Here is a 14753-nt window from a genome sequence, read left to right on the forward strand (position 1 = left end):
CGTTCCTTCGCCGTGCAGACCGTTACGGTCTCCCTGCTGCATCCGTCAGTGAAGCTGGATGCCGTCCTTGCCGGAAATACTGTCGGCAAGACAGAGGCGCTCGCCAGCATTGCTAAGCGCAGCAATGCCGCAGCCGCCATCAACGGCACCTTCTTCGATGCCTATACCAAAGGAACCTATTATGCTCCCTACGGCTATATTATCAGCGGCGGCAAGATGCTGAAGAACAGCCCCGGAGATAAGCGGACGGTCTTTGCCTATGACGGCAACCTTCTGGCTGAGCTGATTCCGGGCAGTGAATTCAAGAACCGCTTCGACAGCGGCTCCATTCAAGGAGCGTTACAGGCAGGCCCGCGGCTGCTGGTGAACGGCAAGGTATCCCTCAATGTGCTCGCCGAGGGCTTCAAGGACCCTAAGATACTGACAGGCGGAGGCTCCCGCAGCGCGCTGGGCCTGACGCGCGACCACAAGCTGATTCTGCTGACCTCCGGCGGGGCGACCATCCCCCAGCTGGCGGAAATTATGAAGCAGGCAGGGGCGTACCAGGCGATGAATCTGGATGGCGGCGCCTCCAGTGGTCTCTACTATAACGGCAAATATCTGACCACCCCCGGCCGCCTGATCAGCAATGCATTGGTCGTCCAGACCAAATAGTATCTGGCCATAAGCATCTATATGGAGGCATTTCTACCATCCTGAACAGGTTGGAGAAATGCCTTTTTCGCGTTCACAAGCCTGGATTTCACCTACTGATTCCGTAAATCAGGCAGAATAAGGAATCCGACTGCGGGGGATAATACAGCCAAAGAATCCAGAATCCAGCAGAAAGGAGCCCCCGAAGATGCCGCAGAATCAGCAGAAAGGCCGGAAGACAGGCAAAGATCCCGTGGAAACCTCTGTGCCCGCACCGCTCCCGCTGAACTCCTCACTAGAGGTGAATTTGCAGGAAATCGGAAAGCGGATCGGCAGCAGCTCGGATATCGTCATCCGCAACTTCACCAATGAATCCTTGAGCTCCCTTTCCCTTACGTTCATATATATTGACGGCCTGGTGAATGCCGATTCTGTCAACCAGACGGTGCTCCAGCCCTTGATGGAGAATGTGACGCTGAAAGGAGATTCAATTACCGCCGAAGCTGCCTTCAGCATGATCAAGGATCAGATGCTGCCGGTCGGGGGCGTCAAGGAAGGCAAGACGCTGGAAGTGCTGCTGGCTATGCTTTTTGAAGGCTATACGCTGATTCTGTTCGAAGGACTTCAGGTGGCACTGGCCGCAGATACCTCCGGCTGGGAGAAGAGAAGCATTAACGAACCTACCTCCCAGGGTGTCATCCGCGGTCCGAAGGAGGGCTTCACGGAAAGTCTGCGCACGGGCACCTCCATGCTGCGCCGCCGGCTCAAAACTACCGATCTGCGGATCGAAGAATATAAAATCGGCCAGCGTACCCAGACCGGCATCGCCATCATCTATTTGAAGGGCATCGCCAGCGAACAGGTCCTGACAGAAATCCGCCGCCGGCTTAATGCCATTAATACGGATGCCATTCTGGAGAGCAACTATATTGAAGAATTCATTCAGGACGGCGGCCTGACCCCCTTCCCTACCATTCAGAACACAGAACGTCCCGATGCGGTAGCCGGAGGCATTCTGGAAGGACAAATCGGGATTATTATTGACGGCACCCCCTTTGCCCTGCTGGCGCCGTCTACCTTCTTCAACTTCTTCCAGTCCAGTGAAGACTATTATCAGCGGTATGATATATCCTCCTTTCTGCGGCTGATCCGTTACGGGGCTTTCTTTGTGTCGATGCTGCTGCCCGCTCTCTATATTGCAGTCACTACCTTTCACCAGGAAATGCTGCCGACCACCCTGCTGATCAGTCTCGCTTCCCAGCGTGAGGGGGTGCCGCTGCCCGCGCTGGCGGAAGCGCTGCTCATGGAGCTCACCTTCGATGTGCTGCGTGAAGCGGGGGTACGTATGCCGCGCACCATCGGACCGGCTATCTCCATCGTCGGCGCGCTGGTGCTGGGCCAGGCTGCCGTTCAGGCCGGGCTTGTGTCGGCGGCTATGGTTATTGTGGTTTCTTTTACCGCCATCTCGAACTTTGTGATTCCGTCACTGGCGATTGCCAACTCCATCCGGCTAATCCGCTTTGTAATGATGTTCATCGCTGCATCGCTTGGCTTATTCGGAATCATGTCCTTCATGATGGTGCTCCTGATTCATATGGCGGGACTGCGTTCCTTCGGCGTTCCCTATCTGTCTCCGGTAGCGCCGATGATTCCGCGTTATCTGAAGGATATCTTCATCCGCGTTCCGCTATGGAGCATGACTATGCGTCCCAAGACCGATCTCGGCAAAGAAACCCGCAGACAAGGGCCGAACCAGAAGCCTCAGCCTGTTGAAGGAGCGAATCAAGGAGCACCGGAACAGCCGAAGCCTCAGGAGGAGGGTCCAGCATGAATGGAAAAATCGGCACCACCCAGGCAGCCATGCTGGTTGTTAATACGATTCTGCCGACGGCTACCGTCGTGCTGCCCATCATTATTAGCACCTATGCAGAGCAAGATGCGCCAATGGCGATTATTATGTCCACCTTGGCCGGGCTGCTTATTGCTGCAATTGTCGGGACAGTGATTCAGAATAACAATGGCGCGCCTTTCCTGGACTGGGTCAGGGAGCAAAGTTCTCCGGTAGTCTCGACCATACTCGGTCTGCTGATGCTGCAATTCTATCTGGATACCACGGCAACGATCCTGCGTGAATTCGTCAATTTCATCAAGGACAATGTACTGGTCGAAACCCCGGTTACCATACTGGTAAGCCTGATTCTGTTCATCACCATCTATATGGTCAGACAAGGCATCGAATCCATCGCCAGAGTGAATACCCTGGTTATCCTGCTCTATTTCGTTTTCGTACCCCTGTACCTGTTCGGGTTGTTCAGCGATCTGAATGTGCATAATTTATTGCCAATGTTCGATCATAACCTGGCTGAATTAACGCTGGCCAGCCTGACACCGACTGCCTGGATGTCTGAAGTGGCCGTGCTGCTGTTTCTGGCCCCCTACCTGCAATATCCGAAGAGAGCGCGGATTATCGGGTGGACCGGACTGCTGTTCGTCTCCGCTCTTATGATGTTCTCCCTGATCTCGGCCCTGATGGTGTTCGGTCCGGATTTCATCAAGCTCAGCACCTATCCGGGCTTCTCTACCGTGGGCATTATAAGGATTGGACGATTCATTGAGAAGCTGGATATTCTGTTCATTTCCTATTGGGTGCTGTCCATCTATCTGAAATTCGCGATCTTCCTGTTCGTGACAGTAGAGTGCTTCAAGCAGACGTTCCGGGTGAGCAGCAGCCGGCCTTTTATCGGAGCGCTTGGTCTGCTTATTGCACTGGAATGCCTGTTCACCTGGCAAAGTTCGGCCAAGCTCAACGTTTATAACAAGGAAGGACGTTTTGTGGTCTTCTTCCTGTTCAATGTGCTCGTACCGCTGGGGGCTATCCTACTGTACCGGGCACGGAAGTCGAGGTCCAAGCGGAAAGGGTGGGAATCATGAACCTGCAGAGAAAGACATTACATCTCATCCTCTGTCTCCCGCTTCTGTCTGCCCTTCTCTCCGGCTGTTGGGATGACCGTGAACTGAGCGAGTTGGGTATTACCTCAGGCTCAGCTTATGACTGGGAGAACAATCAATGGAAAGCTACCTATCAGGTCATCAATCCTTCATCCGGTTCCAGCGGGATGGGCGGCAGCGGAGGAGGCAGTACAAGCTCACCGCCGTTCGTCACCTTCACGGTAAAAGGGCGGACGATTATGGAAGCGATCGAGCGGACCAATCTGACCAGCACGCGTGAGATGTTCTTCTCCCATTCGCGGATTACGGTCATCGGGGAAAGTCTGGCTAAGCATGGCATCAACCAGCTGATTGACATGTTCCTCCGCAAGCAGGATGCCCGGGAAACCGTATATGTGTTCATCTCCAAAGGCGAAGCCGGCGATATCCTGGATCAGCTGATGCAATTGACCAAAAACCAGGGCGCCGGTATCCAGCTCATGATTGAACAGGAGTCGCGGCTGCTGTCCTTTTATCCCGGTACACGCCTGTTTGAGCTGGCGATGTCCCTCGCCTCTGAGTCCGGGAGTGCGTTATTGCCGGAGATTCTGCTTACGGGTCCGGATATTATGGATGAGACCAGCGAGACCGGCCGGACAGATCTGCCTTCACGCCTGGCGCTGGGCAGACTGGGTGTAATCAAAGGCGAGAAGTTTGTGGGCTGGCTCAGCCAGGAACAGGCCTTTGGCTTGTCTTTTATGACAGACAATATCGAGACCGCAACCATCGCCTTCGCTTCCCAGCCCCGGAAGAGCGACAAGCTTGACGCCTCGTTCATTCTCCAGAATTCCTGGACTAATGTACATCCCGTCTGGGCTAAAGACCATTTCATCATGGATATAGACATCAAGGGCAGCGGGGTATTAACGGAGCTTGGCAGTGTCATGGATCTGAATGACCGTAAAGCGATCAGTGAAATGGAAGCATCCCTCGAACGGCAGGTACTCGATCTCGTGAATAACTCCTGGACGGAGGTTAAAAAGCTCGGCGCAGACGTCACAGGCTTTGCGGTAAGAGTCCACCGCAGCGACCGCAAGCGCTGGAAGCAGATTGAGAAGGAGAAAAGCTGGGACAGCGTATTTCAGGAGATTGAAATCCGCCCGCATGTCTCGTTCCAGATTGAACGGACAGGCCTCAGCAATAAATCGTTCAAGTCTGTCCAGCAGGAGTAAAGGAGCTTCACTATGAAAATAGCTATAACTCTTATACTCTATATTCTTGCCTTCTTATGGGGCAGCACCAGGCTGCGCGGAAAGGGCCGCCAGCTGCACCGCCTGTGGCTGGGCTGCATTCTTGTCTATTGCGCTTATATTAATATTTGCGGAATGACAAGAACCCCCTTCATTAGTGTCGGGATCTTGTATACGGCGTTCTTTCAGCCTATCGGCAGGGCAATAATCTATTGGTTAGGAGGCTGAATGCTGATTATGCCCAAAAAAGAACAGGTGTCCTCCCTGCAAATTGCGTTCATGATTATGCTGTTTGAAATTGGCAGCACGCCGCTGTTCCTGCTTGGAGGCAAAGCCAAGCAGGATTCGTGGCTGGCGATGTGTACAGGTTCAGCCGCCGGATTCATCCTGCTTCTGCTTCTGATGTGGATTCAGCACCGTTCTCTGCATACAGATCTGATTGGAATGCTGAAATTTCATTTCGGCAGGTTTGCCGGCTCATTCATCGGCGGTGTCTACTGCCTCTATTTCGCCTATCAGTCCATGCGTAATGTCCGTGATTTAGGTGAGCTCACAGCAATCACCATGCTGCCAAGAACCCCGATGGCCGTAACGATGTTAGTCTTTGTGCTTCTTGCCCTCTATGCGATCTGGAAGGGGGCAGAGGTTATTTTCCGGCTGCCGGAGATTCTGCTGCCGGTGATGATCTTCTTTTACATTGTGCTTGTTGTGCTGCTGGGAATTATGGGATCGATTGATTTCGGCCGGCTGGCTCCGGTCATGGAGGGCGGACTGATGCCTATCGTCAAAGCCGCGCTGCCGGATATCGTCTCGTTCCCGTTTGGGCAGATGATCGTATTCCTGATGCTGTGGTCCTTATGGGAGAAGCCCGGTGTGCCTGTAAAATATACCGTGAACGCCTATCTCCTGATCAGTCTCTTCCTGATCTTCATGAATGCGTTGAATGTGGCGGTCCTCGGCCCGACCATTGCGGGAATCAGCCAGCTGCCTTTTCTCAAAACCGTCCGGACCTTATCGAACCTCAAGTTTGTGGAACGGCTCGATATCCTGGTGACCATCCAGCTCTTTCTGGGACTGCTGATTAAGATGATGCTCTTCTATTTCTGTTCGGTAAAAGCTATTGCGGAGCTAACCGGCAAACCGGCCAAATGGTGGGTCTTTCCGGTAGGCGCTATGATCTATGGAGCTTCCTTTCTGGAGCGCGACTACACGCAGCATATCGCCATCGGCCTGGGCCCCAGCCTCAGGCTTGATCCGGTGTTCCAGGTCGCTATCCCCCTGCTGCTGGCCATTTCCATATTGGTGCGCAGCGGGTTTAAGAGATCCACTTCGTAAGCCGGTCCCAGCCAGGCTACATTACCCGGCGGCGCTGCAGAAGGTTGGCAAAACGGGTTGTTGAAGGTAAACTGGCTGTTAGATCAGTCATTCTGCCTAGGAGGTTCAAGCCAATGGCCAAAGCCGATTATATGTTGTCTATACTCTGGATGCTGAAGCAGCGCAAAAGAACGGCCGCCGAACTGGCAGACAAGCTTGAACTGAGCGTCCGTTCGATCTACCGCTACATCGATGCGCTGTGCGCCAGCGGTGTCCCTGTAGAGGCCGATGCCGGGCCGGGCGGCGGCTTTTGGCTGCCGGAGCATTTCAGCACCGCTCCGCTATTCTTCAATGATGGAGAACGGCGGGCACTTGTACAGGCATCTGCTTTTGCCAGGGGAAGCGGCTACCCTTACGTTGATGCGCTCGACGGGGCAATTGCCAAGCTTAAGCGTTACAGCAATGAAGCCCAGCTGTCGCAGATGGAACGCCATGAGAGCGGACTTGCGATCCTCCACTCCCCTGGAGAGCACCCTTCGCTGCTGCTTGAAGAACTGGAAGTCTGCACTGCGGAGAGTCTCTCTCTTCAGATGGAATACCGTAAGGGGAACGGTACCTCTGTTTCCTCCCGTTGCATCGACCCTTATGGTCTGGTGATGTGGAAGGGCCAGTGGTATCTCTCCGGCTTCTGCCATCTGCGCCAGGATATCCGCAACTTCCGGGTGGACCGGATCATCGGACTGCAGCGGACAGGGGCAGCTTTCCTTCGTCCTGACGGATTCTCGGCACGGGATTTCTTATTGCAGAGGCTGCTTCCTGCTGCAACGGAGCAGGACTCTGAGTTAACCGCTGTGGTCATCGAAGCGGCCGAAGCCACCCTGAACGATCTGTGCAGTCACTGGCTATTCGGGCATACGCTGGAGCGGCGCAGCACGGGAAGTGCCCGCTTTCTGCTGAATCAGGCTGCCTTACACAGCTACGCCCCTTATTTCCTGTTGCCTTACGGCAAATCGCTGGCCATTGTGGAACCCGCATCCCTCAAGCACAAGCTGTCCAGGGTTGCTGCGGATCTCGCCGAACATTATAAGGATTCTTAATCTCCTGAGGGATGACTGACTGCAGCTGTCAGTGATCCTTGTGTATATTGTTCATGAATCCAATAATGCCAGGAGGAACAGGGAATGAGAGAATTGAAGTATGACTTCTATATTGGTGCTGCCGCTGCAGAGGTATGGGAGGCTCTAGTCTCCCCGGAGAAGGTCCGGCAAATCTATTACGGGAGTGTGATCCGCTCCAGCTTTGTTGTGGGTGAACAGCTGGAGTATGTAGGTCCGGGGGCTGCCGGGGAAGAAACGGTGCATGTCTACGGCACTCTGCTCGAATATATTCCGCAGCAGACGCTGCGCTATTCCCATAAGACCGGACCCTCTTACCTCACGAATAGAGAGGGTTATGAGTCTGTCATCTCCTGGAAGCTGGAGCCGGCGGGCGGCTGTACCAGGCTGACACTGGTTCATGGAGACTGGCATCCGGATGACCCTTCCTACGATGCCAGCAACAGTTCATGGTGGCAGATTCTCAGCAATACGAAGACGCTGGCAGAAACCGGCCGCACCCTGGATTTCGGCAGCCGGGAGTAAGCAGCAGACAGCCTCCGTTATATTCAAACAAGTATCACCACAGAATAGACTCTTCTAATTTATTACTCTTCCGCTATCCCTGCTATAAAGAGGCTCGTGCCGCTTTTATAGCAGGGATTATTTTTTCTTTCCCTAGGGAAACATTCTTGTTGCAAGGACAAAATTATTTACATATACTAATATTGTGGCAGGCTGCAATAATCTATGCCGCGTGCACAATACACTATATAAATGCATACTCCATACTTATGGCTATATATTCATTCATTCCATTTCATACGAAAGAAGGAGATCTTATGGCTGAAGCCGTTATTCCATTGTCAGAAGCTGTGAACGGCAGTACGCTGCGCATCAGCGGCATTGAAGTTCAGGGCGTGCTGCGGAGAAGACTGCTTGATCTGGGATTCGTCGTCGGCAATGCTGTAGAAGTGCTGCGGCGCAGCCCGCTGGGAGATCCTACGGCATTCCGGGTAAGCAATACAACGATTGCCCTGCGCCGGGAAGAGAGCTCATTAATCTATGGTCAATTAATTGGAGGCGGTGAAGGATGAGCCAGTACACGGTCGCTTTTGCAGGCAATCCCAACACGGGTAAGAGCACGCTGTTCAATCTGCTGACCGGCATGCGCCAGCATACCGGCAACTGGGCAGGCAAAACCGTAGTCACCGCCGAAGGCGGGTTCTCCCACAAGAACCACACGTACCTGGCTGTGGATCTTCCGGGCACCTACTCGCTTTACTCCAACTCCGCCGATGAAGAGGCTGCGAGGGACTATATTATTTTTGAACAGCCGGATGTAACGCTAGTGGTCCTGGATGCTACCTCGCTGGAACGCAATCTTAACCTTGCCCTGCAGGTACTGGAGATCACCGGCCGCGCCGTGGTCTGCATCAATCTGATCGATGAAGCCCGCCGGCTTGGGATTGATATCAATCTGAAGCGGATCTCCAAGAGGCTCGGCGTTCCCGTAACCGCTATTTCTGCCCGTAACAAAATTGGTATCGAAGCGCTTCTTGATCAAATCGAGCGCGTGGCTACGGGTGCATTCAAGGCAGAGCCGCTGAAAATCACCTACAGCTCTGACATTGAGCAAGGCATTGCCGAGCTGATTCCTATGGTTGAGCAGACCATCGGTTCGAGATACCCCGCCCGCTGGATTGCCCTGCGGCTGCTGGATGGTGATCACAGCCTGCTTACTTCACTCAAAGCCCGCATGAGCCGTAAGGATATTCCCGTAAGCGAGGAGGTAGTCGGCCATGGAATCACCGCATGCCATTAACGGTCACGACCCGGTGGATTCTCTGCTCGCAGCCGCTAAGAAGCTGGCTGATCAAGGGGGAATCCGCGATGAGATTGTCAGCGGGATCTACGGCGTATCCGCCGGCATCTGCAGCGATGCAGTCACCTATCAAGATAAGAAGAAGCTGGGCAGCACCTATAAACTGGATAATATCGTTACCTCCAAGCTCTGGGGCTTCCCCATCATGCTTGCCGGTCTCGGCCTGGTATTCTGGATTACGATTGCCGGAGCCAACTATCCTTCAAGCTGGCTTGCCTCCCTCTTCAGCTGGATCGAAGGTTATCTGACTGCTGGATTTACCGCTGTTCATGCGCCGGCCTGGCTGCACGGCGTCCTTGTGCTCGGATTGTACCGCGGAACCTCATGGGTCATCAGTGTCATGCTGCCGCCGATGATGATTTTCTTCCCGGTGTTTGCGCTGCTGGAGAATTTCGGTTATCTGCCCCGTGTAGCTTTTAACATGGACCGCCTGTTCAAGAAATCCGGCGGCCACGGCAAGCAGGCCTTAACGATGTCGATGGGCTTCGGCTGCAATGCTGCCGCCATTCTCTCGACCCGCATTATTGAATCACCCCGTGAACGGATGCTGGCTATTCTGACCAACAACTTCGTACCCTGCAACGGCCGCTGGCCTACACTTATCCTGCTCTCCTCCATGTTCATGGTCGGGGCAGCGACAACCGGAATGCTGCGCACCTTCTCCACAGCGCTGGTGCTGATGGGCATCGTGCTGGTCGGCATTACCGTAACTCTGAGTGTATCCTGGGTCATGTCCAGAACAGCGCTGCGCGGTGTGCCTACCCATTACACGCTGGAGCTTCCGCCATACCGCCGTCCGCAGATCTGGAAGACCATCGTCCGTTCCTCCAAAGAAAAATCGCTGAATGTGCTGACCCGTGCTATCGTCGTCGCCGCTCCAGCTGGTATCATCACCTGGATTCTCGGCAATGTGTTTGTCGGTGGAGAGAGCGTGCTTAACCATATGGCTGCATTCTTTGATCCTTTTGCCCAGCTGCTCGGCATGGACGGCTTCATTATCATGGCCTTCATCCTCGGGCTGCCGGCCAATGAGATTGTGCTGCCGATCCTGCTCATGGGCTACATGTCCTCTGGTGCCATGGTCGATATCGAAGGTCTTGGCAGCATCAAGGATATCTTCCTGAGCCACGGCTGGACCTGGCTGACGGCGCTGAATATGATGCTGTTCTCCCTGCTGCACTATCCTTGCGGCACCACGCTGGTGAACATCTACAAGGAGACCAAAAGCATGAAGTGGGCGGTGCTCTCCGCCGTCATTCCGCTCGGCATCGCCATCGCGGTAACCTACCTGGTTGCAGCCGCAGCACGGCTGTTCGGCTGGGTATGATGCCACGCCGCTTAAGGCGGGGAGCCGGGCGATGGAGAGAGGCGACGGGGCGGGGCAATGGATCCGGACGCGCGGGCGGGACGCTGTGCGGGGCGACGGGGCGGGGCGATGGAGCCGGGCGCGCAGGCGGGACGCTGTGCGGGGCGACGGGGCGGGGCGATGGAGCCGGACGCGCGGGCGGGACGCTGTGCGGGGCGACGGGGCGGGGCAATGGATCCGGACGCGCGGGCGGGACGATGGAGCCGGACGCGTGGGCGGGACGCTGTGCGGGGCGACGGAGCTGGGCGCGCAGGCGGGACGCTGAGCGGGGCGATGGAGCTGGGCAATGGAGAGAGGCGACGAGCCGGGGCGACGGGGCGGGGCAATGGATCCGGACGTGCAGGCGGGACGCTGTGCGGCCCCCTCCCCTTCCTCCCTTCAAAATCTTGCACGAAATACAACAATCCCATCGCGATAAGCGGCGAAAATCAAAATTGTTGTACAGAATACAACATTTCCCTTATTTTCATTGAATTTATGTAGAAATTCTTGCATTTTCTACAACAATTCTCTCGAATGCCCCGGTATCTCTACCTCAAAGTTGTAATTTGTGCAACATTTGAATCAGTTCATCTTATTATCAGCGATCGGAAGGCTGCTATTTAGGAGGAGCGTTACATACGGGCTGCATAACTTCATTTCGCGCACGCAAAAGCCTAAAATTACTCTGCAGATTCAAAAACTCCATAAATTTACGAAAATCATCCCCTCAAGCCACTCTACAGCTACTCTTCAGCCACTCCCCATGCTACTCTACAAGTACCTCTACTACTACTCTCCTACTACTCCCATGCTACTCTACAAGTACCTCTACTACTACTCTCCACCTACTCTGCTACCGCTCTACTACTCTCCTACTACTCTCCAGCTACTCTACAAACACCTTTACTTCTGCTCTACTCCCACTCTACATCTGCTCTCCAGCTACTCTCTTGCTACTCCCAGCTATTCCCATACTACTCCCCATGCTACTCTACAAGCACCTCAACTACCGCTCTACTCCTACTCACCAACTGCTCTTCAGCCACTCTCCACACACCCTCATCCTACTCTCATATCCCTCCTACCCACCCGCTCCAGCTGCCGCCAATCCCTCTCCCGTAACCTTCTGTCTCGGCCATTTGACTCCCCATCTGCTTAATGTTAGGGTGATTTGGAAGCCATAAATTTCCGGGAGGGAATGTTCATGACAGCAGTGAAGCTCAGTATCGATTACGATGCATTTGAAGAAGGTAAGCGGATAGAGACGGAGATAGAACAATTGAGCAATAGCCCCGAAGCTGCTGAAGTAAGCAGCCTGACGATTGGCGATTGGGGACAAGCCTACGAGAACAGCTCGGAGGATGCCGTCCAGGCGCTGGTGAAGCACAGTGCAAGTTTCCCTGCGCTGCGCAGGCTTTTTATCGGGGAAATGGGATATGAGGAATGTGAAATTTCGTGGATTACCCAAACTGACCTCTCGCCGCTGCTTCCCGCTTATCCGGAGTTGCAGTCATTGACTGCGCAGGGAGGCACGAACTTGCGGCTGAGCCAGCTGCAGCATGAAAAGCTCGAAGAACTGATTATTATAACAGGCGGACTCGGCAAAAATGTCCTGGCCGATATCGCCGCCGCCAATCTGCCTAATCTGCAAAAGCTCGAATTATATCTTGGCGTGGACAACTACGGCTTTGACGGCGGTCTGGAAGACCTGTATCCGCTGATCGCCCCCGGAAAGTTCCCCAAGCTTACCTATCTGGGACTCAAAAATAGTGAAATCCAGGATGAAATCGCTGCAGCCTTAGCCGATGCACCTATTCTGGATCAGCTCGAGACGCTCGACCTGTCGCTCGGAACCCTTAGCGATACCGGCGCCGAGGCGCTGCTCGCCAGCGGGAAGATCAAAGGACTAAAGCTGCTCAACTTGAGCCATCATTATATGTCTGACGGAATGATTCAGCGCTGGAAGAACAGCGGACTGCCTGCCGATGTCAGTGACCAGCAGAAAAGCGACGACGAGGATGACTGGCGTTATCCGTCGATCACCGAGTGATGCCACCCGCAGAGCCGCTGATTGTGTTCTGCAATCCCGGTGACAGGCGCTCGGAAGGCATCCAGCAGGCGCGAAGCCGCCTCGGTATGCCTCCGGCGGTCCTGATTCCGTACACCGGGCTGTTGCAGGGCCAGCCGCTGGCTGATTTGCTGGAGCAGGCGGGGTATCGGCCAGACATGCTGCCGGTGCGGGAGCAGCCGCTGGGCGGAGTGTCCGGGCAGGCAGGGCAGCGGGTTGATGGAATGCGGATGCTGGATGCATTGCAGGGACAGGCAAAGGTGAATTCACCGGCACCGGACAGATTGCCGGAGCTGACGCAGCCGGCTGCCCAAGGCCGCGACAGCAGCCGGCAGTCCAGGCCAGCCGCACCTGCCCCCGTAGTGCCTGCCCCGGACACGGCTCCGCCGCTGCTGCGGCTGGAGTCGCCGGGCTGCAGCTTCGAAACCGAGCGCGCCCTGATCGCGCTCGGTGCGCCGGATGCGCCGGACGCAGACGACTCGCTGCATCCTTACGGCGGCCAGCCGGACCTCCGTCCGCTGAGCTTCAAGGCGGCCGGCGCACTCAAGGATATGCCCGGCGTGCTGCATCATCCGTCCCAGTGGTTCCGCGGCTACTGCCGGCTGCTGGCCCGGATTCAGCGCGAAGCCGGGCAGCTCCTGCCCGCCGCCCGCTGGACCAACCATCCCGGCGAGATCGCCGCGATGACCGACAAACGCCGGACGCAGCAGATTCTGGCTGCGGCTGGCGTTCCTATTCCCCGGCCGCTTAAGGGCAGCAGCGGAGAAGCCCCTGTGGACTACGCCTCCCTCCGCGGGCTGATGCTCTCGCAGCGGATGCACCGCGTATTCATCAAGCTGGCCAGCGGCTCAGCCGCATCGGGCGTCATTGCCTATCAGCTCAATCCGGCAACGGGAGCTGAGGTGGCGGTCACTACCATCGGGGTCGAGAGCTATATCACCCGTCCCCCGGTGTATTATAATTCCGGCAAGCTGCGGCGCTATACGGACTCTGCGCTCCTCGCCGGAATCATCAACTGGCTCTACCGCCACGGCGCCTACGCCGAGCAGTGGATTCCGAAGTCCGGCGCGGGCGGGCAATCGTTCGATATCCGCCAGCTGGTTGTTGCCGGTGTGGCCTGCCACTCGGTTGCACGGGTAAGCCGCACACCGATTACGAACCTGCATCTGCGCAGCCGCCGGATGACTCCGGCCGAAGCCGGACTCACGGAGGACATGCAGGCAGAGGTACGGCAGACGGCCGAGCAGTCTCTGGCTGCTTTTCCGCGTTCCTCCGTCGCGGGAATTGATGTATTGGTGGGGAGCACCGGGCGGACGTATACGGCGGATGTGAATCCTTTTGGCGACTTATTGTACGATGTGGAATACCAAGGCTGCAGCACCTATGAATGGGAAATGAAACAGCTATCCGGGAGGAATCTGGCCCTATGACCGATATGAATGCCGTTGTCGGCACCCACGATATCTTAATGATTACGCTCGATACGCTGCGCTATGATGCCGCTGTTCTGGAGGAGGCCAATTGTCCCAACCTGTGCGGCAGCGGTTCCTGGGAAAAGCGGCATACACCCGGCAGTTTCACCTATGCGGCCCATCATGCCTTCTTCGGCGGATTCCTGCCCACTCCGGCCACTACGAATAAGGCTGAGCATGTGCGGCTCTTCCATTCCCGGAATACCGGACTGAGGACGCACCCCCATACCTGGCTGTTCGATACGCCGGATATGGTGTCCGGGCTGGCAGCGGCGGGATATCAGACGGTGTGTATCGGGGGCGTAATCTTTTTCAGCAAAAAGGTTCCCCTCGCCCGTGTCCTGCCCGGTTATTTCCAGCACAGCTACTGGCGGATGACGTTCGGGGTAACGAATCCGCGCTCAACGGAACATCAGGTAGATCATGCGCTCAAGATACTGAATAATACCGCGCTGGACCAGCGTCTGTTCATGTTCCTGAATGTCTCGGCGATCCATGGCCCGAATCATATGTTCCTGCCGGGTGCGAAGCGTGATTCCGTGGACAGCCAGCGCGCTGCCCTCCGCTATGCCGACGGTGAACTAGGCCGGCTGTTTGCTGCCTTCCGCGAACGCGGTAACCCGGTGTTCTGCCTGGCGTTCTCCGATCATGGAGAAGCTTACGGCGAAGACGGCTATCAGGGCCACCGGCTCGCGCATGAAACGGTATGGAATGTCCCTTACCGCGAGTTTATTTTATAGCGATACCATCCCGCAACAGGA

The 14753-nt window shown here is 55.5% G+C and carries 14 protein-coding genes; all 14 read left to right on the forward strand.

Annotated elements, in window-relative coordinates:
* Positions 1 to 12: 12 nt before the first annotated feature.
* The 14 genes from NSQ73_RS26790 (at position 13) to NSQ73_RS26855 (ending at position 14732) form a co-directional block, all read left to right on the forward strand.
* Positions 13 to 654: a phosphodiester glycosidase family protein gene (locus NSQ73_RS26790; RefSeq protein WP_340988929.1), complete on the forward strand. Its 642-nt coding sequence runs from the start codon at positions 13 to 15 to the stop codon at positions 652 to 654.
* A gap of 187 nt (positions 655 to 841) precedes the next feature.
* The gene (locus NSQ73_RS26795; RefSeq protein WP_340988930.1) at positions 842 to 2464 is read left to right on the forward strand and encodes a spore germination protein; all 1623 of its coding nucleotides are present in this window, start codon (positions 842 to 844) and stop codon (positions 2462 to 2464) included.
* Positions 2461 to 3564 (forward strand): GerAB/ArcD/ProY family transporter, encoded by a 1104-nt coding sequence (locus tag NSQ73_RS26800; RefSeq protein ID WP_340988933.1) that lies wholly within the window; start codon positions 2461 to 2463, stop codon positions 3562 to 3564. The genes NSQ73_RS26795 and NSQ73_RS26800 overlap by 4 nt, the downstream gene beginning before the upstream one ends.
* Complete coding sequence (locus tag NSQ73_RS26805) at positions 3561 to 4793, forward strand: Ger(x)C family spore germination protein (RefSeq protein ID WP_340988935.1); 1233 nt, start codon at positions 3561 to 3563, stop codon at positions 4791 to 4793. The genes NSQ73_RS26800 and NSQ73_RS26805 overlap by 4 nt, the downstream gene beginning before the upstream one ends.
* 12 nt (positions 4794 to 4805) lie before the next feature.
* Entirely contained in the window at positions 4806 to 5039 is a 234-nt protein-coding gene (locus NSQ73_RS26810) for a hypothetical protein (protein ID WP_042134121.1), read from the forward strand.
* Between the two features lie 9 nt (positions 5040 to 5048).
* A complete protein-coding gene (locus tag NSQ73_RS26815) occupies positions 5049 to 6146 on the forward strand; it encodes a GerAB/ArcD/ProY family transporter (RefSeq protein WP_340988938.1) in 1098 nt (365 codons plus the stop codon).
* Between the two features lie 113 nt (positions 6147 to 6259).
* On the forward strand, positions 6260 to 7222 hold the full coding sequence (locus NSQ73_RS26820) for a helix-turn-helix transcriptional regulator (protein ID WP_340988940.1): 963 nt from the start codon (positions 6260 to 6262) through the stop codon (positions 7220 to 7222).
* An 84-nt stretch (positions 7223 to 7306) separates the two neighbouring features.
* The gene (locus NSQ73_RS26825) at positions 7307 to 7765 is read left to right on the forward strand and encodes an SRPBCC domain-containing protein (RefSeq protein WP_340988942.1); all 459 of its coding nucleotides are present in this window, start codon (positions 7307 to 7309) and stop codon (positions 7763 to 7765) included.
* A gap of 296 nt (positions 7766 to 8061) precedes the next feature.
* Positions 8062 to 8316 carry a FeoA family protein gene (locus tag NSQ73_RS26830; RefSeq protein WP_039302013.1) on the forward strand — a complete coding sequence of 85 codons (255 nt, stop codon included), beginning with the start codon at positions 8062 to 8064 and terminating at the stop codon, positions 8314 to 8316.
* Positions 8313 to 9044: a FeoB small GTPase domain-containing protein gene (locus tag NSQ73_RS26835; protein WP_340988945.1), complete on the forward strand. Its 732-nt coding sequence runs from the start codon at positions 8313 to 8315 to the stop codon at positions 9042 to 9044. The genes NSQ73_RS26830 and NSQ73_RS26835 overlap by 4 nt, the downstream gene beginning before the upstream one ends.
* Positions 9022 to 10431: a nucleoside recognition domain-containing protein gene (locus NSQ73_RS26840; RefSeq protein ID WP_042134111.1), complete on the forward strand. Its 1410-nt coding sequence runs from the start codon at positions 9022 to 9024 to the stop codon at positions 10429 to 10431. The genes NSQ73_RS26835 and NSQ73_RS26840 overlap by 23 nt, the downstream gene beginning before the upstream one ends.
* Before the next feature lie 1225 nt (positions 10432 to 11656).
* Positions 11657 to 12502: an STM4015 family protein gene (locus tag NSQ73_RS26845; RefSeq protein ID WP_340988946.1), complete on the forward strand. Its 846-nt coding sequence runs from the start codon at positions 11657 to 11659 to the stop codon at positions 12500 to 12502.
* Positions 12502 to 13950 (forward strand): STM4014 family protein, encoded by a 1449-nt coding sequence (locus tag NSQ73_RS26850; protein ID WP_340988949.1) that lies wholly within the window; start codon positions 12502 to 12504, stop codon positions 13948 to 13950. Before NSQ73_RS26845 ends, NSQ73_RS26850 begins: the two co-directional genes overlap by 1 nt.
* A complete protein-coding gene (locus NSQ73_RS26855; protein WP_340988950.1) occupies positions 13947 to 14732 on the forward strand; it encodes an STM4013/SEN3800 family hydrolase in 786 nt (261 codons plus the stop codon). Before NSQ73_RS26850 ends, NSQ73_RS26855 begins: the two co-directional genes overlap by 4 nt.
* Positions 14733 to 14753: the final 21 nt, after the last annotated feature.

The sequence above is a fragment of the Paenibacillus sp. FSL R10-2736 genome, from assembly GCF_038000245.1.
Taxonomy (GTDB): domain Bacteria; phylum Bacillota; class Bacilli; order Paenibacillales; family Paenibacillaceae; genus Paenibacillus_AQ; species Paenibacillus_AQ phytohabitans.